The organism is Alphaproteobacteria bacterium, from assembly GCA_019635875.1.
Classification (GTDB): Bacteria; Pseudomonadota; Alphaproteobacteria; order Reyranellales; family Reyranellaceae; genus JAFAZJ01.
This window is the reverse complement of the sequence record JAHBYP010000004.1, coordinates 286,427-302,968: the sequence shown is the minus strand read 5'-3', so window position 1 is coordinate 302,968 and position 16,542 is coordinate 286,427. Positions and strand designations below refer to the sequence as shown.

Annotated in this window: 17 protein-coding genes; 12 read left to right on the top strand and 5 right to left on the bottom strand. The window is 68.6% G+C overall.

Going from position 1 to position 16,542, the window contains the following annotated elements; translation table 11 throughout:
- Positions 1-92 precede the first annotated feature (92 nt).
- From KF889_16220 to KF889_16195, 6 genes are all read left to right on the top strand, one after another.
- Positions 93-695 (top strand): TRAP transporter small permease subunit, encoded by a 603-nt coding sequence (locus KF889_16220; GenBank protein MBX3500986.1) that lies wholly within the window; start codon positions 93-95, stop codon positions 693-695.
- Complete coding sequence (locus KF889_16215) at positions 692-2,041, top strand: TRAP transporter large permease subunit (protein ID MBX3500985.1); 1,350 nt, start codon at positions 692-694, stop codon at positions 2,039-2,041. The genes KF889_16220 and KF889_16215 overlap by 4 nt, the downstream gene beginning before the upstream one ends.
- A gap of 22 nt (positions 2,042-2,063) precedes the next feature.
- Positions 2,064-3,428 carry an amidase gene (locus KF889_16210; protein MBX3500984.1) on the top strand — a complete coding sequence of 455 codons (1,365 nt, stop codon included), beginning with the start codon at positions 2,064-2,066 and terminating at the stop codon, positions 3,426-3,428.
- A gap of 1 nt (position 3,429) precedes the next feature.
- Positions 3,430-3,600: a hypothetical protein gene (locus tag KF889_16205; protein MBX3500983.1), complete on the top strand. Its 171-nt coding sequence runs from the start codon at positions 3,430-3,432 to the stop codon at positions 3,598-3,600.
- 72 nt (positions 3,601-3,672) lie between these two features.
- Complete coding sequence (locus KF889_16200) at positions 3,673-4,854, top strand: BtaA family protein (protein ID MBX3500982.1); 1,182 nt, start codon at positions 3,673-3,675, stop codon at positions 4,852-4,854.
- A gap of 11 nt (positions 4,855-4,865) precedes the next feature.
- Positions 4,866-5,540 carry a class I SAM-dependent methyltransferase gene (locus KF889_16195; GenBank protein MBX3500981.1) on the top strand — a complete coding sequence of 225 codons (675 nt, stop codon included), beginning with the start codon at positions 4,866-4,868 and terminating at the stop codon, positions 5,538-5,540.
- Here the strand turns inward: KF889_16195 and KF889_16190 are convergent.
- From KF889_16190 to KF889_16175, 4 genes are all read right to left on the bottom strand, one after another.
- Positions 5,485-5,862, bottom strand: coding sequence for a hypothetical protein (locus KF889_16190; GenBank protein ID MBX3500980.1), 378 nt, complete (start codon positions 5,860-5,862; stop codon positions 5,485-5,487). The two genes, KF889_16195 and KF889_16190, sit on opposite strands and share 56 nt — an antisense overlap.
- A gap of 5 nt (positions 5,863-5,867) precedes the next feature.
- The gene (locus tag KF889_16185) at positions 5,868-6,674 is read right to left on the bottom strand and encodes a hypothetical protein (protein ID MBX3500979.1); all 807 of its coding nucleotides are present in this window, start codon (positions 6,672-6,674) and stop codon (positions 5,868-5,870) included.
- A 134-nt stretch (positions 6,675-6,808) separates the two neighbouring features.
- Positions 6,809-7,498 carry a hypothetical protein gene (locus KF889_16180; protein ID MBX3500978.1) on the bottom strand — a complete coding sequence of 230 codons (690 nt, stop codon included), beginning with the start codon at positions 7,496-7,498 and terminating at the stop codon, positions 6,809-6,811.
- Between the two features lie 22 nt (positions 7,499-7,520).
- Entirely contained in the window at positions 7,521-8,210 is a 690-nt protein-coding gene (locus KF889_16175; GenBank protein MBX3500977.1) for a hypothetical protein, read from the bottom strand.
- A 140-nt stretch (positions 8,211-8,350) separates the two neighbouring features.
- Between KF889_16175 and trpD the strand changes: the two genes are divergently transcribed.
- The 5 genes from trpD to lexA all read left to right on the top strand — a co-directional run bounded on the left by trpD (position 8,351) and on the right by lexA (position 12,801).
- A complete protein-coding gene (trpD, locus tag KF889_16170; GenBank protein MBX3500976.1) occupies positions 8,351-9,403 on the top strand; it encodes an anthranilate phosphoribosyltransferase in 1,053 nt (350 codons plus the stop codon).
- 31 nt (positions 9,404-9,434) lie between these two features.
- Positions 9,435-10,271 (top strand): indole-3-glycerol phosphate synthase TrpC, encoded by an 837-nt coding sequence (trpC, locus tag KF889_16165; GenBank protein MBX3500975.1) that lies wholly within the window; start codon positions 9,435-9,437, stop codon positions 10,269-10,271.
- Positions 10,268-10,744 carry a cyclic pyranopterin monophosphate synthase MoaC gene (gene moaC / locus KF889_16160; protein ID MBX3500974.1) on the top strand — a complete coding sequence of 159 codons (477 nt, stop codon included), beginning with the start codon at positions 10,268-10,270 and terminating at the stop codon, positions 10,742-10,744. The genes trpC and moaC overlap by 4 nt, the downstream gene beginning before the upstream one ends.
- A complete protein-coding gene (locus KF889_16155; GenBank protein MBX3500973.1) occupies positions 10,744-11,961 on the top strand; it encodes a molybdopterin molybdotransferase MoeA in 1,218 nt (405 codons plus the stop codon). Before moaC ends, KF889_16155 begins: the two co-directional genes overlap by 1 nt.
- 105 nt (positions 11,962-12,066) lie before the next feature.
- Positions 12,067-12,801 (top strand): transcriptional repressor LexA, encoded by a 735-nt coding sequence (gene lexA, locus KF889_16150; protein ID MBX3500972.1) that lies wholly within the window; start codon positions 12,067-12,069, stop codon positions 12,799-12,801.
- On the opposite strand, the gene KF889_16145 is transcribed toward lexA, so the two are convergent.
- The gene (locus tag KF889_16145; protein ID MBX3500971.1) at positions 12,795-14,948 is read right to left on the bottom strand and encodes a ComEC family competence protein; all 2,154 of its coding nucleotides are present in this window, start codon (positions 14,946-14,948) and stop codon (positions 12,795-12,797) included. The genes lexA and KF889_16145 overlap by 7 nt on opposite strands.
- 89 nt (positions 14,949-15,037) lie before the next feature.
- Between KF889_16145 and KF889_16140 the strand changes: the two genes are divergently transcribed.
- On the top strand, positions 15,038-16,438 hold the full coding sequence (locus KF889_16140) for a glutamate--tRNA ligase (protein MBX3500970.1): 1,401 nt from the start codon (positions 15,038-15,040) through the stop codon (positions 16,436-16,438).
- Positions 16,439-16,542: the final 104 nt, after the last annotated feature.

Below are 16,542 nucleotides of genomic sequence, written 5' to 3'. Positions count from 1 at the left end.
CCATCCGACATCCGCTGCCGGGCGGCGCCTGACGCGCCGCCCGGCCAGCGAACCGGTGTCCCGACGACAACGCCGCCGCAGGTGGTGCCCACATGACCCGGGTCCTGATCTTCATCGACACGCTGAGCGCCTGGGTTGGCAAGTGCTTCGGCTGGCTGATCCTCGTCCTCACCCTGGGCACGAGCTATGAGGTGTTCGTGCGCTATGTGATGCGGGCGCCGACGAGCTGGGCGTTCGACTTCAGCTACATCATGTATGGCGCGTTGTTTCTCATGGCGGGCGCCTACACGCTGTCGCGCAACGGCCATGTGCGCGGTGACGTGCTGTACCGACTGTGGCCGCCGCGCGTGCAGGCAGCCATCGACCTCGTGCTCTACCTGCTGTTCTTCTTTCCCGCCGTCGCGGCATGGATTTATGCCGGCTGGAACTTCGCCGTCATGTCGGTGGGCTTCAAGGAGGTCAGCATCTTCAGCCCGGCCGGCGTTCCGGTGTTTCCGCTAAAGGCGCTGATCCCGGTCGCCGGCGTCCTCCTGCTGATCCAGGGCGCCGCCGAAACGACGCGCTGCATTCTTTGCCTGCGCCACGGATACTGGCTCCCGCGGCTGCACGATGTCGAGGAAGTGGAGTCCGCGGTGAAGCAGCAGGATTTCACCGCCAGCGGGGCGAACACGACCAGCGAGGAGACCCGCGCATGACCGACCCGCAAGTTGGCATGCTGATGCTGGGACTGTTCATTTTCATCATCATGCTGGGATTTCCCATCGCGTTCACGCTGATCGCGATGGGCGTGAGCTTCGGCTTCTACGCCTACTACACGGCGGGCCAGGAGATCTTCCAGAACCGGGTCTTCTCGCTGCTCGTGCAGAAGACCTTCGAGGTGATGTCGAGCGACGTGCTGACGGCCGTGCCGCTGTTCCTGTTCATGGGATACGTCGTCGAGCGCGCCAACATACTGGGCCGGCTGTTCCACTCCATCCAGCTGGCGATGAAGCATGTGCCGGGCGCGCTGGCCGTCGCCGCTCTCATCACCTGCGCGATGTTCGCGACGGCCACCGGCATCGTCGGCGCGGTCGTCACGCTCATGGGTCTGCTGGCATTCCCGCAGATGCTCAAGGCCGGATACGACAAGAGCTTCTCCGCCGGCGTCATCTGTGCCGGTGGCTGCCTTGGCATCCTGATACCGCCCAGCATCCTCTTGATCGTCTACGCCGCCACGGCGGGGGTTTCTGCGGTGAAGCTTTACGCGGCCGCCCTGTTTCCCGGCTTCCTGCTGACCGGGCTGTACGTGCTCTATGTCATTGCGCGGGCCATCCTCAATCCGAGCCTGGCGCCGAAGCTGCCCAGGGAGCAGATGAACGTCCCGATCTCGACGGTGATGGTCGCGCTGCTGACGTCGTTCTTCCCGCTGGCGATCCTCATCATGGCGGTGCTGGGTGCGATCCTCTTCGGCCTTGCCACGCCGTCGGAGGCCGCCGGGGTCGGCGCGCTCGGCGCGCTGGTGCTCGCGGCGGCCTATGGCCAGCTGACCCTCTCGCGCACGCGGGAGGCGGTGTTCCTCACCGCGCGGGCCACGGCAATGGTGTGCTACCTGTTCATCGGGTCGTGGACGTTCTCGTCGGTCTTCTCCTATCTCGGCGGACACACGGTGATCGAGCACTTCATCCTGTCGCTCGACATGTCGCCCATCGAGTTCCTGATTCTCACCCAGGTAATCATTTTCCTGCTCGGCTGGCCCCTGGAATGGTCGGAGATCATCATCATCTTCGTGCCGATCTTCCTGCCGCTCCTCCCCAAGTTCGGCATCGATCCGATCTTCTTCGGCATCCTGGTGGCCCTGAACATCCAGACCTCGTTCAATACCCCACCCATGGCCATGTCGGCCTACTACCTCAAGGGCATCGCGCCACCGCACGTGCAGCTGACCGACATCTTCAAGGGCGCATTGCCGTTCGTATCGCTGGTGTTCATCACGATGGCGCTGATCTACATCTTCCCGGGCGTCGCGCTGTGGCTGCCCGACTATCTCTACACCGCGCGCTGATACTGGGGGGAGCCTCTCGCGAATGAGCCTGGCCGCGTTGGGACTGAGCGAAGCCGCCGAGGACATACGCGCGGGCCGCATCACGTCGGTCGAGCTGACGAGCGACTGCCTCGCGCGCATCGACGAGATCGAGGCGAAGGTCCAGGCGTGGACATTCCTCGACCGCGATCACGCGCTACGCCAGGCCGAGTCGGCGGATGACCGGCGCAAGCGCGGGCACGCGATCGGTCCGCTGCATGGCGTACCGGTCGGCGTGAAGGACATCTTCGACACGCTCGACATGCCGACCGAGTTCGGCTCGCAACTATGGGCGGGCCGCACGCCGCGTCGAGATTCGGCCGCCGTGGCCAGGTTGCGCGCGGCCGGCGCGGTCATTCTTGGCAAGACCGTAACCACGGAATACGCCTATGCCCAGCCCGGCAAGACGCGCAATCCCCACGACGCGGATCGCACGCCCGGCGGGTCTTCCAGCGGCTCGGCCGCCGCGGTCGCCGCCGGCATGGTGCCCGGCGCGATCGGCTCGCAGACCGGCGGCTCGGTCATCCGGCCGGCGGCATTCTGCGGCGTCGTGGGATTCAAGCCGACCCACGGCATGATCCCGCGATCGGGTGCGCTGCTGCTGTCGCGCACGCTGGATCACGTGGGTGTCTTCGCGCGGTCCGTGGCGGACGCCGCCCTGCTCGCCGAGGCGATGGTGGGCTTCGATGAAGAGGATGCCGATACGAGACCCCGGGCCCGGCCGCCGCTGGCAAGCGTCGCCATCGAGAAGCCACCGCTGGCGCCGCGCTTCGCCTTCGTGCGCACGGCGGCGTGGAATCTTGCGGAGCCGGTGACCGCGGAGGCCTTCGCCGAGCTGGTCGACGTGCTCGGCGAGGCGGCCGTCGAGGTCGAGCTGGGATCCAGGTTCGCCGGCACGCAGGATCTGCATCGCGCGATCATGGAAGTGGAGATGGCGTACAATCTCCATCGCGATCACGAAAAGGGCGCCACCCTGCTCAGCGAGCGCCTGCGGGCGCAGATCGAGCGCGGACGCGGGCGTCTCGCGGTCGACTACGCCGCCGCCATCGCCGCGATCGAACCGCTGAACGAAGCGCTGGAGGATGTCTTCAACGAGTACGACGCCATCCTCACACCCGCCGCGCCGGGGCCGGCACCTAAGGGCCTGGGATCGACCGGCGACCCGGCGTTCTGCGTCACCTGGACCTATCTCGGTGTTCCAGCCGTGACGCTGCCGCTGCTGCGCACGACGGACGGTATGCCGCTCGGCGTGCAGCTGGTCGGTCGCCGCGGCGGCGATGCACGCCTGTTGCGCACGGCCAACTGGCTGGTACAGACTCTCGGAGCGGGTTCCCGTCGCGGCGGGCGACGTTCACGCAAAGGCGGCTGACATGGTTTCCAACCTGATCGCAGGCCTCATTGGCATCGTCACGCTGGGGATCTTCTGCGGCATCATGGTGTGGTGGGTCCAGGCGGTCCCGCTGATGATCATCTTCGCGTTCGTCTTCGCGCTGCTGATCTATGACTTCGTCCAGACTCTTCGGCACGGCGAGGACTACTGATCATCGGCAGTACGCACCACAGCTGGTAGGAAGCTTCATCAAACCGACACGACCTGTGGATATTCTGCCGGGATGAAGTCGTCGTTCGACGGTGCCCTGCAGTACCTGTTCGCCTTGGCGTTCAAGGGTCTCGTCTATCCGCAGATCTGGGAAGACCCGGATATCGATATGGAAGCGCTGGCGATCCGGCCGGACAGCCACGTCGTCGCCATCGCCTCGGGCGGCTGCAACATCCTCTCCTATCTCGTCGCCGATCCCGGGCGCATCACAGCGGTCGATCTCAGCCCGGCGCATGTCGCGCTCAACCGGCTGAAGCTGGCGGCGGCGCGCGAGCTGCCGGACTGGCGCTCGTTCTACCGCTTCTTCGGTGCCGCCGACGCGCCGGAGAACGTCGACGCCTATTGGCGCTTCCTCGCGCCCAAGCTCGACGCCACGAGCCGGCTCTATTGGGAGCGCCGCCGCGTGCTGGGCCTGGGTCGGCGCCGCATCGGCATGTTCGCGCGCGACTTCTATCGCCACGGCCTGCTCGGCCGCTTCATCGGCCTGGCGCATGTCGTGGCCCGCGCCTACGGCATCGATCCGCGCGACGTGATGCGGGCGCGGACGCTGGGCGAGCAGCGCAGCGTCTTCGAGAGCGCGTTGGCGCCGCTGTTCGACAAGCGCCTGGTGCGCTGGGCGACTGGCCGGCGCCTCTCGCTCTACGGCCTGGGTATCCCGCCGGCCCAGTACGCCGCGCTGGCCGGCGGCGGCGACATGGCGCCGGTACTGCGCGCGCGACTGGAGCGGCTGGTCTGCGGCTTCAGCGTCGACGACAATTACTTCGCCTGGCAGGCCTTCGGGCGCGGCTACGACGAGCGCGGCGAGGGCCCGCTGCCGCCCTATCTGCACCGCAAGCATTTCGCGGCGATCCGCGAGCGCGCCGGCCGCGTGCTGGTCTTGCACCAGTCGCTGACCAGCTACCTCTGCGGCTGCCCGGACGCTTCGCGCGACCGCTACGTGCTGCTCGACGCGCAGGACTGGATGGACGATGCCGATCTGAACGCGCTGTGGCGGCAGATCACACGCACGGCCCGACCCGGCGCGCGCGTGATCTTCCGCACCGCCGCCGAGCCCAGCCTGCTGCCCGGCCGTGTCGATCCGGCGATCCTCGCGCGCTGGCGCTACGAGGACGGGCTATCGCGCGACCTGACGCGGCGGGACCGCTCGGCGATCTATGGCGGGTTCCATCTCTATATGAAGGAGGATGGCGTGTGAGCCAGGAGCTGATGGACCGGATCTACCGCCACCAGCGCCACGTCTACGACGCCACCCGCAAGTTCTATCTGCTCGGCCGCGACCGGCTGATCGCCGGACTGAGAGCGCGGGATTGCGATCACGTCCTGGAGATCGGCTGCGGCACCGCGCGCAACCTGATCATCGCCGCGCAGCGCTATCCCGGGGCGCGGCTGTACGGCATCGATCTATCGGTCGAGATGCTGGCCACGGCGGAACGCGCCGTGCGCCGCGCCGGGCTCGTGCGCCGCATCCGGCTGGCCCGGGCCGATGCCGCCGTGTTCGATCCACAGGCGCTGTTCGGCGTCGCGCGCTTCCAGCGCGTCTTCGCCTCCTACAGCCTGTCAATGATCCCGCCCTGGCGCGAGGCGCTGGCGCAAGCGATCGGCGCGGTGGCACCCGGCGGCCAGCTCCACGTCGTCGATTTCGGCGAGCAGTCGCGGCTGCCGGCAATATTTCGCTTCGCATTGCGGCGCTGGCTGGCGGCCTTCCACGTCACGCCGCACGCCGAGCTCGAAGCCGCGCTGGCGGAACGTGCAGCGACGCTTGGCGCCACGCTGCGCTGCGAGCGGCCGCACCGGGATTATGCGCGCTATGCCGTGCTGGCGTTGCCTATGACTCCGAGCGCAGCTTCAACCGCGGACCCTTCAACGTCGATCGCACGCTGACCTCGTGGACCTGCGCGTGCGGAAAGCGGAAGCGGATCGAGTCCTCCCGGCAGGCTAGGTCCGACAGGATGCCGGGTTGCCATGGACCGCCCAGGCGACGGCGATCGCGCTCGCGCAAGCGCTCGTCGAGCAGGACGATCGTGAGTTCCTCCTCGTAGGGCGAATCCCAGGTCACGAACAGCAGGTGATATCGGCCGTCGGTGAACTGCGCCTCGATGCGGCGCCCCTCGACCTCGCCCACCACATCGCCGCCGGCGAGCAGCGGCGATCGGGCGGCGTCGGGCGACGCGGGACCCAGGGAGAAGATCCTGCCTGGCCGCAACGCGCTCACAATTTCGGGCCGAAGGCCTGCACGATGATGCCGTCGGGCCGCTGCACCGCACCCATGCCGAGGTAGCACGACTTGCCGGGCTCGCAGACCGGCTTGCGCACGGCGGACGACTTGATCATGAGATCGAAGAACTCCTCCCCCATGATGCCGCCCAGCACGCCGCCGATGAGCGCGCCGACTGCGGCGCCCCAGGGCCCGAAGCGCGCGCCGCCGACCGCGCCGACGGCGGTGCCCATGACGATCGAGGTGCCCAGCGACATCGCCTCCTTGCATGCCTGGTGGACCATGTTCTCGGACGTGGCGATGTTGTAGACGGCGATGCCGATGGTGATGACCCAAAGGCCGCGGGCGAGCTTGCCCATACGGGCGGCCTTCGCCGAGACGCGTGGATTGGCGCGGCCGGAGGCCTTTACCACCTCCTCGTAAACCGCGGTCTGCCCGGCCGCGTCGAGCTCATGGAAGCCCTTCTTGAACATCTTCTTGGCGTAGTGCTCGAGCAGTTCCTCGAGCAGCTTGCCCTTCTCCTTGAGGGCGACCGACGCGGCCTTGCCGATCGGGCTCAGCTTCAGCCGCGTCGCCTCCATGATCTCGTTGCGCATCTGGTTGGCCGCTTCGGCGGCCTCGCGGGCGGTCATGTTTCCCGCCGCGTAGCTGTCCCAGATGTTCGAGGCGAACTCGGCGGTGTACTGGAGATAGGCCTTGCGCGCGGCGCTGTCCTGAATGAACTGCTGGGCAAAAGTCGCGGCCGCCGATTTCAGTGCCATCAGGGCGGTTGCGGCAGTGTCGTGATTGGTGTCGGACATGCGCCATCCTCCTGTTTTTGATTCAGTGAACGCGGACCCGAATCACGCCGCGCGCGATGCGAGCGTACTTGACCTCCCCCAGGAATCATCAGGCTGATTGCGCGCGAGACCCCATGGAGCCAACCCCGCCCGCACTACTTCTTGGGCCGCACGATGCGGCCGTCGAACTTGCCCTTGTTGTTGCCTGCCGAGTACTCGCGACGGTCGCCGCCGAACGAGACCGAGATCGGCTTGTCGCTGCCGTCGTAGCGCACGGTGCTGCCGGCGGTCGCGCCGATGATGCGCAGCTCCGCGTCCCATGGATCGCAGACGCAGAAGTAGGTCTTGCCCATGAAGCTGTGCACCTGGTCGACGACCAGGGCGTGACCGCCGCCGGCGTCCCAGACGCAGGCGAGCAATACCGGCGTGCCGTCCTTGGTTGCATCGATCACCGCCTGCGCCAGGCCGGCCTCGCCGACATTGATGGTTTCCCACTGGCCAAGGCCCAGGTCGCTCATGATCGGCGGCAGGAAGGTCGGCTTGGCGCCGTTCTTCTCGAAATCATGCGAGGCGCCCTTGACCTTCTCGTAAAGCTTGGCGACCTCGGCCTCGCTCTTCACCGCATAGTCGACCGCGGCGCGCGAAAGGGTCTGGCCGAGATAGCTGCCGAAGGGGATGCCGCTGACGCTCAGGCTGCTGCCGGCGGCCATGCCGGCGAACATCGCGCCCTTCTTCATCTTGAAATTGATCATGATGACCGAGGCCATCGCGCACGAGTTCGACTGGTCCTGCGAGCGCACCATGTGCACGCTGCCGAACCGGGTCAACCTGACGAACCACGACATCGTTCGATCCTCCCTTCAGCGTTCAGCTCTTCTTGCGCGTGATGCCGCCGTTGAGCTTGCCCTTGGTCGCGCCGTAGGTGTTCGCATTGCCGCCGAACAGCGTGCCGGTCGAGATCGGCTTGTCGCTGGCGTCGTAGCGCACCGTCGAGCCGGGCGTGCACGAGACCACGTAGAGCTCGCCGTTCCATGGATCGCAGATGCACAGGTACTTGTTGCCCAGGAAGTCGTGCGTCTCGTCGCAGACCACCGCATGACCGCCGCCGCCATCCCACGACACGCCGACCATGCAGGGGGTGCCGCCGGCGGTGGCGTCGATGATCGCCTGGGCGATGCCTGCCTCGCCGACATTGGCGCGTTCCCATTGGCCGAGGCCGAGATCGGACAGCACCTGCGGATAGAGGGAAGGCGTCGCACCGGTCGTGTTGAAGTCGTGCGCCGAGCCCTTGGCCTTCTCGTACAGCTTATAGACCTCCTGCTCGCTCTTGACCGCGTAGTCGAACGCCGCCTTCGACAGCGTCTGACCGACATAGCTGCCACCGGGAATGCCGCTGGCCGAAAGCTGGGCGCCGGCGGCCATGCCGGCGAACATCAGGCCCTTCTTGATCTTGAAGTTGATCATCACGATCGATGCCATGCCGCAGGACATGTTCTTGTCCTGGGAACGGACCATGTGGACGCTGGCGAACCGCGAAAGGCGCACGAACCAGGACATGACGAAATCCCCCTGTCGTGTGAAAAGTAATTACTCACTCATATTACCACAAAATCGGCGGCCGTCACATGAATTGCGCGTGACGATCCACAATCGCTATAGCTGCGCGCATTGGGTAATTTTCCGGAGCGGCGCCCCTCGTGAGCGGTGACATCGACGAATTCCGCCAGCTTCTCGCCAAGGTCGGCACCGGTGCCAGCCTCGCCGAGAGCGAGGCCGAGCGCGCCTTCGACATCATGACCGCCGGCAACGCCACCCCGGCGCAGATGGGCGCGTTCCTGATGGCATTGCGGGTGCGCGGCGAAAGCGTCGAGGAGCTGGCCGGCGGCGCACGCGTCTTGCGCAACAAGGTGCTGCACGTCGAGGCGCCCGAGGGCACGATCGATATCGTCGGCACCGGCGGCGACCACCATGGCACCTATAATGTCTCGACCACCTCGGCGCTGGTGGTGGCCGGCTGCGGCGTGCCGGTGGCCAAGCACGGCAACCGCGCCTTCACCTCGAAATCGGGCGCCGGCGACGTGCTGTCGGCCCTGGGCGTCGGCATGGACGTGCCGATCCCCACCCTGCAGCGGGCACTGGCCGAGGCGAGGATCTGCTTCCTGATGGCGCCACGACATCACAGCGCCATGCGCAATGTCGCCGGTCCGCGGGTGGAGCTCGCGCCGACGCGCACCATCTTCAACCTGCTGGGACCGCTCTCGAATCCGGCGCTGGTGAAGCGCCAGCTGGTGGGCGTCTACGAGCGCCGCTGGGTGCCGCTGGTCGCCGGCGCCTTGGGCCGGCTGGGACTGGAACGGGCGCTGGTCGTGCACGGTGCGGATGGCATGGACGAGATCACCACGACGACGACGACCTACGCCGCCGAGATGACGCGTGATGCCGGCGGCACGGTCACGGTGCGTGAGCTCGAGATCGCGCCGGAGGACGCCGGCCTGTCGCGCAGCACTCTCGAGCAGCTCAGGGGTGGCGATCCGGCGCACAATGCCCGCGCCATTCATGCCGTGCTGGCAGGCGAGTCCGGCGCGTTTCGCGATATCGTGCTGCTCAACAGCGCCGCGGCGCTGACGGTCGCCGGCAAGGCGCAGGATCTGCGGCAGGGCGTGGCGCAGGCCGCGCAGTCGATCGACTCGGGTGCCGCCAGGGCCGCGCTGGCCCGGCTGGTCGAGCTCTGCGGCCCGGTAGCGGCGTGAGGACGAGATGGCCGACAGCGATACCCTGAAGATGATCGCCGGCTTTGCCGCGACCGGCACGGCGCTGGACAAGATCTGCGCCGACAAGGCAGCGCTGGTGGAGCGGCGCAAGAAGGAGCGCCCGCTGGGCTCGCTCGAGTCCGATGCCCGCGCCGCCGGTCCGACGCGCGGCTTCGCCAGGGCGTTGCAGGCGGCGGTTGCCGCCGGCCGCTACGGCCTGATCGCCGAGATCAAGAAGGCCTCGCCGTCCAAGGGGTTGATTCGCCCGGATTTCGACCCGCCCTCGCTGGCCGCCGGATACGCCGCCGGCGGCGCGACCTGCCTGTCGGTGCTGACCGACACCCCGTACTTCCAGGGCGATGATTCCTATCTGGTCGCTGCCCGCGCCGCCGCCCCGTCGCTGCCCGCCCTGCGCAAGGACTTCGTCATCGACCCCTACCAGGTAGTCGAGAGCCGCGCGCTCGGGGCCGACTGCATCCTGCTGATCATGGCCTGCCTTTCCGACGGCCTGGCGGCCGACCTGCATGCAGCCGCCGAGACTTGGGGCATGGACGTGCTGATCGAGATTCACGATCAAGCTGAGCTTGAACGAGCGCTTAAACTAAAATCTCAGCTACTTGGCATTAATAACAGAAATCTCAACACGTTAAGCGTGTCTCTTCAGGTAACGCTTGATCTGATGAAATCAGTTCCCAAGGACCGCTTGGCGATCTCGGAGAGCGGGCTGGACAGTCCGCGTGATCTCGCCCGCATGGCTGAGGCGGGGGCGCGCTGCTTCCTGATCGGCGAGAGCTTCATGCGCAAGCCGGACGTCGCCGCGGCGGTACGGGCAATGATCGCCGATCCCCTGCCCCTGGTGGCGGCGTGAGCGACCTCACCCATTTCGACCCCGAAGGCAACGCCCGCATGGTCGATGTCGGCGGCAAGGCCGAGACCGAGCGGGTGGCGACGGCGCGCGCCTCGGTGCGCATGAAGCCCGAAACCCTGCGCCTGATCCAGGACAAGGCCGTGGCCAAAGGCGACGTGCTGGCGGTGGCGCAACTCGCCGGCATCATGGCGGCCAAGCGCACCTCGGATCTGATCCCGCTCTGCCACCCGCTGGCGCTGACCTCGGTGGAGGTCACCCTGCGCTGCGATCCGACGACCTCGAGCGTCGAGATCGAGGCCACATGTCGTCTGCGCGGCAGGACCGGCGTCGAGATGGAGGCGCTGACGGCGGCCTCGATCGCGGCGCTGACCGTCTACGACATGTGCAAGTCGGCCGACCGCGGCATGGCGATCGGCGAGGTCCGGCTGGTCCACAAGTCCGGCGGCAAGTCGGGCACCTACGAGGCTCCCTGATGCTTTCGGTCGCCGACGCCCTCGCCCGCATCGTCGGCGCCTTCGCGCCGCTGGCGACCGAAACGATTTCGGTGGCCGACGGCACAGGCCGCGTGCTCGCCGAACCCGTGATCGCCCGCCTCGACCAGCCATCGGCCGATCTGTCGGCGATGGACGGCTACGCGGTGCTCGGCGCCGACTGCGCGACGCTGCCGGCGACGCTGCAGGTGGTCGGCACCGCGCCGGCCGGCGGCTCCTACGATCAGGCGCTGCAGCCGGGCCAGGCGGTGCGCATCTTCACCGGCGGTCCGCTGCCGGCCGTCGCCGACACCATCGTCATCCAGGAGAACACCAGGGTCGACGCGCCGGGCAGCGTGACTATCCTCGACGGCGCGACGCCGGGGCGACACATCAGGCGCAAGGGCCTCGACTTCTCACAGGGCGCCGAGGGCATCGCGGCCGGCCGCCTGCTGACGCCGCGCGACGTGGCGCTGGCGGCGGCGATGAACGTGCCGTGGCTCACGGTCTGGCGCCGGCCGCGCGTGGCCATTCTCGCCACCGGCGACGAGCTGGTGATGCCGGGCGAGCCGGTCGGCGCCAATCGCATCGTCTCCTCCTCAAGCCTCGCGGTCGCGGCGCTGGTCAGGAAATGGGGCGGCGAGCCCACGGTGCTGGGCATCGCGCGCGACGATCGCGGCGTGATCGGCCGCCACGTCGCCGCCGCCAAGCGCTTCGACCTGCTGGTGACGCTGGGCGGCGCCTCGGTGGGCGACCACGACCTGGTGCAGGACGTGCTGAAGGCCGAGGGCTTCTCGCTCGACTTCTGGCGCATCGCCATGCGTCCGGGCAAGCCGCTGATGTTCGCCGACACGCCGGGCTGCAAGGCGCTGGGCCTGCCGGGCAATCCGGTCTCGACCCTGGTCTGCGCGCTGCTCTTCCTGCGGCCCGCGCTGGATCGCATGAGCGGCCTGCCGGGCGACGCCGTGGCGACGACGATCGCGACCCTGGCGGTCGATGTCGGCGCCAACGACACGCGCGAGGACTATGTGCGCGCGAGCCTGGTGCGCGACGAACAGGGAGGGCTCAGCGCGACGCCGTTCAAGGTGCAGGACAGCTCCATGTTGGGCATCATGGCGCGCTGCGACGGCTTCATCGTGCGACCCGCGCATGACCCCGCGCGGCGCGCCGGCGAGTCCGTCAGGGTTGTGGATTTTGGGACAATGGGGGGCGCCTTCTGAGCGACTTGTCTGGCAGCAACTTGACGTAAAGCGCGAACTAAACTAGAACACGCGGGTGGTTTCGCGTTTTGTTCTAGATGTAGTGTATGCCAGCGGGAGACGGTGATGCTCACCCGAAAACAATATGAACTCCTGGTCTTCATCAATCAGCGCCTCAGCACCGGCGGCGTCTCGCCGTCGTTCGACGAGATGAAGGAAGCGCTGAAGCTGAAGTCGAAATCCGGCATCCATCGCCTGATCACCGGGCTGGAGGAGCGCGGCTTCCTGCGCCGCCTGCCGCACCGTGCCCGCGCGCTGCAGGTCCTGCAGCTTCCCGACGCGGCCGCGGTCGCCGGCAGCCGGGCGGCGATGAGCACGCCGGGCCTGCGCGAGCCCGCCGCCGGCTTCACGCCGCAGGTCATCAAGGGCGATTTCCGCCCCAGCTTCCAGGGTGCGGTGACGCCGGCCAACGCCGCCAGCGCCCTGTCGCTGCCGCTCTACGGCCGGATCGCCGCCGGCACGCCGATCGAGGCGCTGCGCGACAACACCAGCACCATCGACGTGCCGACCTCGCTGCTCGGCCAGGGCACGCACTACTGTCTCGAGGTCGAGGGCGATTCCATGGTCGAGGCCGGCATCCTCGACGGCGATTTCGCGGTGATCCGCCAGGCCGACACCGCCGAGAACGGCAGCATCGTCGTCGCCCTGGTCGACGAGCAGGAGGCAACGCTCAAGCGCATCCGCCGCAAGGGGGCCTCGGTGGCCCTCGAGCCGGCCAATGCGACCTACGAGACGCGCATCTTCGGCCCCGACCGGGTGAAGGTGCAGGGCCGCCTGGTCGGCATCTACCGGCGCTACTGAGCTCGCCGATCGGCCCTGGGCACCCAGGGCCGGTCGCCGCGCGCCTGGCGCGTGGTCTCGATCCGCGCCGGCCGCCCCTTCTCGCCCAGCCATACCGCGTGCGCGCCGTGGCGCCACAGGTCGAAGCGATCGATCGTCCACGCCGCGGCGCGGCACTGGTTGCGCAGCGGCACGACCGAGACGACCGGCGTCGCGCCGGCACAGGCGTTGGGCAGCGCTTGCGGGCGCATGACGAGCCGGATATCGGCGTCCCCGCGCTCGAGCACGCACAATCCGCCGCTGCACCGCAGACTGCCATCGGTGCTGCTGCCGCCATCCGGCCAGCGCTCCGCGCTGCTCTCGCCGGTGCGTCGCGCCCAGGTCTCGCCGGCGATGCGCTCGCCGCGCGTGCTGTAGAGCACGAGGCCGCGCTCGGTGCGGACCGCAAGGGCGCGGGCGTCGCCGCTGATCATCAGGTCGGGCGCCCGTTGCAGCGGCATGACGGCGAAGGCCAGCGCCACGCCGAGCAGGCCGAACCAGCGCCAGCGGGTGCGCCAGAAGCAGAGCCACAGCCCGCCCAGGGTGAGCAGCCAGAGCGATGCGCCCGGCATGGACGGCGCCAGCGACGCCGCGCCGGGCAGCGCCGAGGCCCAGCGCGCGATGTCGTGCGTCAACTCGATGCCCCAGCCCATCGGCACCAGGGCCAGCCACTCCAGGCCGAGTGGCGCCAGCAGCATCGCCAGCAGGCCCCAGGGCATCACCCAGATCCCGGTCAGCGGCACGACCAGCAGGTTGGCGACGATGCCGACCAGGCTCAGCCGGTTGAAGTGGTAGACGGCGAAACCCGCCGTCGCGAGCGAGGCCACGAGCGTTGTCATGACGCTGTCGGCAAGATAGCGGCCGACGCGCTGGCGCATGCCGCCGGCCCGATCGACACCTTCGGCATGACGGCGCGCGCGCCACAGCCGCGCGACCTCCCACGCCGCGACCAGTGCCACCACCGCGGCGAAGGAAAGCTGGAAGCTCGCGCCAGCGAGGCTCTCGGGCTGGATCAGCAGGATCACCGCGGCCGCCCAGCAGACCAGCCGCAAGGTCAGGCCCGTCCGATCGGCGAGCACGCCGATGAGCACGATGGCCAGCATGCCGAAGGCACGCTGCGCCGGCACCGGCGCGCCCGCGAGCACCAGGTAGAACGCGCCGCCCAGCAACGCCGCAACGGCGGCGATCTTCTTCACCGGGTAGCGCAGCGCGATGCCGGGCACGAGCGCGAGACCATAGCGCACCAGTCCCAGCATCAGCCCGGCCGCGAAGGCCATGTGCAGACCCGAGATCGCGATGATGTGGGCCAGGCCGGAATCGCGCAGCGCCCACTGCGCTTCCTTCGACAGGCCGTTGCGGTCCCCGGTGAGGATGGCGGCGGCGTAGGCGCCGGTGTCGCCGGGCAGCGCCGCGGTGATGCGCTCAGTGAGCGCGCGACGCATCTCGTCGATGCGCATGGTGGCGCCGGTTGGCTGGCCGCGTTCGATCAGCGCCGGCGTGCCCGTTGCGTAGCCCACGGCGCCCAGTCGCTGGAACCAGGCGAAGCGCTGGAAGTCGAAGGCGCCGGGCATCGCCGGTCCGGCGGGTGGATGCAGGACCGCCGAGACCGCCACACGATCGCCGGTGACGTACGGGAACGGCACGCGCGTCACCGAGAGGCGCACGCGCTGCGGCGTGGCTGTCCGCTTCACGCCGCGCAGCACGACCTGATCGAGCAGCACGCGGCGGCCTTCCGGGAGCATGCCGATCTCGACCACCCGGCCCTCGACCGCGCCGAAGTAGGCGCGCGCCAGCACGGGCGCGGCGACGCTGTGCGTCCGCCACGTCGCGGCGGCGAAGCCCAGGCCGCCGGCGGCCAGGGTCACGCCGATCGCGAGCAGCGCCGGCGCCGCGCTGCGGGCGGCGCACAACAGCAGCCCGACCATTGTCACGGCGACCCCCAGCCACAGCGGCGGCTCGCTGGGGAGCTCGAAATACACCGCGATGCCCAGGCCCAGCGCCACCGGCGTCCACAGTGCCCAGCGTTCGCGTTCGGCCCCCAGGCGCTCCGCCACGGCCAGCACGAAGCGCGCCGCCGGGCCGTGCCCGGTGGCTGCGACACCGGGCTGCGGCGTGGCGGCGAGGCTCATATTCTATGGATTTGACAGAAGACACTCCCTCGATGCCTATGCTCCCGCCGCTTTTTGACCGAAAAGTGGCTGGCTCCACCGGATTGCGCATGACCGTCGTCACCCGTTTCGCCCCCTCGCCCACGGGCTTCCTGCATATCGGCGGCGCCCGCACGGCGCTGTTCAACTGGCTCTATGCGCGCCGCCACGGCGGCACCTACCTGCTGCGCATCGAGGACACCGACCGTCAGCGTTCGACCAGGGAGGCCATCGACGCCATCATCGACGGCCTGTCGTGGCTCGGCCTGCAGCCCGACGGCGACATCGTCTTTCAGTTCTCGCGCGCCCGGCGCCACGCCGAGGTGGCGCACGAGCTGCTCGCCGCCGGCAAGGCCTATCACTGCTACGCCAGCCCGGCCGAGCTCGAGGCGATGCGCGAGGAGGCGCGCAAGGCCGGCAAGCCGATCCGCTACAACGGCCTGTGGCGCGAGCGCGATCCCAAGGACGCGCCTGCCGGCGTCAAGCCGGTGATCCGCATCAAGGCGGCGCAGACCGGATCGACCACCGTGCGCGACCACGTGCAGGGCGAGGTCACGGTCGCCAACGACCAGCTCGACGACATGGTGCTGCTGCGCGCCGACGGCACGCCGACCTACATGCACGCCGTTGTCGTTGACGATCACGACATGGGCATCACCCACGTCATCCGCGGCGACGATCATCTCAACAACACCTTCCGCCAGCTGCAGGTCTACGAGGCCATGGGCTGGAAGGCGCCCGAGTTCGCCCATGTGCCGCTGATCCACGGGCCCGACGGCGCCAAGCTGTCCAAGCGACACGGCGCGCTGGGCGTCGATGCCTATCGCGACATGGGCTACCTGCCCTCGGCGCTGCGCAACTACCTGCTGCGCCTGGGCTGGGGGCATGGCGACGCCGAGATCATCCCCACCGCCCAGGCCATCGAGTGGTTCGACATTGACGACGTCGGCCGCGCGGCCTCGCGCTTCGATTTCGCCAAGCTCACCAACCTCAACGCGCACTACCTGCGCGAGACGTCCGACGCCGAGCTGCTGGCGCTGGTGCGGCCGCTGATCGAGAAGACGCTGGCGGCGCCGTTGTCGGCGACCGCGCTGGAGCGGATCGCGCGCGGCATGAACGGCGTGAAGCAGCGCACGCGCACGATCGTCGAGCTGGCGGCCGGGCTGGTGTTCTATGCCCGCCACGGCGCGCCGCCGATGGACGACAAGGCCAGGGGGCTGATCACGGTCGAGGCGCGCGGGCTGCTGTCGCGTGTCGTGACGGCGCTCGAGCCGGCCTCGGTTGATTGGACGGAATCAATGTTGGAGGCCACCGTCAAGGACGTGGCCGAAACCGCCGCCGTGAAGCTCGGCCAGATCGCTCAGCCCTTGCGCGCAGCGCTTACCGGTTCCACCGTCTCGCCCGGTATTTTCGAGGTCCTGGCGATACTCGGCCGCGACGAAGCGCTGGCGCGCCTGCGCGCAGCCGCCTGACGGCTGTGACATGGCGTCCTTGCGTTGCGCCCCCGGGACCGGCTTGTTAGTTTACCGACGACCTTATCGGCCAATCCGGGGGCGCCATGTCCGCACGCGCGGCG

Bases quoted from the DNA above. Each gene is read 5' to 3' on its own strand.
- KF889_16180 (MBX3500978.1), bottom strand. From the start codon at position 7,498: ATGTCGTGGTTCGTCAGGTTGACCCGGTTCGGCAGCGTGCACATGGTG.
- lexA (MBX3500972.1), top strand. From the start codon at position 12,067: ATGCTCACCCGAAAACAATATGAACTCCTGGTCTTCATCAATCAGCGC.
- KF889_16205 (MBX3500983.1), top strand. From the start codon at position 3,430: ATGGTTTCCAACCTGATCGCAGGCCTCATTGGCATCGTCACGCTGGGG.
- KF889_16210 (MBX3500984.1), top strand. From the start codon at position 2,064: ATGAGCCTGGCCGCGTTGGGACTGAGCGAAGCCGCCGAGGACATACGC.
- KF889_16175 (MBX3500977.1), bottom strand. From the start codon at position 8,210: ATGTCCTGGTTCGTGCGCCTTTCGCGGTTCGCCAGCGTCCACATGGTC.
- KF889_16200 (MBX3500982.1), top strand. From the start codon at position 3,673: ATGAAGTCGTCGTTCGACGGTGCCCTGCAGTACCTGTTCGCCTTGGCG.
- KF889_16195 (MBX3500981.1), top strand. From the start codon at position 4,866: ATGGACCGGATCTACCGCCACCAGCGCCACGTCTACGACGCCACCCGC.
- KF889_16155 (MBX3500973.1), top strand. From the start codon at position 10,744: ATGCTTTCGGTCGCCGACGCCCTCGCCCGCATCGTCGGCGCCTTCGCG.
- KF889_16215 (MBX3500985.1), top strand. From the start codon at position 692: ATGACCGACCCGCAAGTTGGCATGCTGATGCTGGGACTGTTCATTTTC.
- trpC (MBX3500975.1), top strand. From the start codon at position 9,435: ATGATCGCCGGCTTTGCCGCGACCGGCACGGCGCTGGACAAGATCTGC.
- KF889_16145 (MBX3500971.1), bottom strand. From the start codon at position 14,948: ATGAGCCTCGCCGCCACGCCGCAGCCCGGTGTCGCAGCCACCGGGCAC.
- KF889_16185 (MBX3500979.1), bottom strand. From the start codon at position 6,674: ATGTCCGACACCAATCACGACACTGCCGCAACCGCCCTGATGGCACTG.
- KF889_16220 (MBX3500986.1), top strand. From the start codon at position 93: ATGACCCGGGTCCTGATCTTCATCGACACGCTGAGCGCCTGGGTTGGC.
- KF889_16140 (MBX3500970.1), top strand. From the start codon at position 15,038: ATGACCGTCGTCACCCGTTTCGCCCCCTCGCCCACGGGCTTCCTGCAT.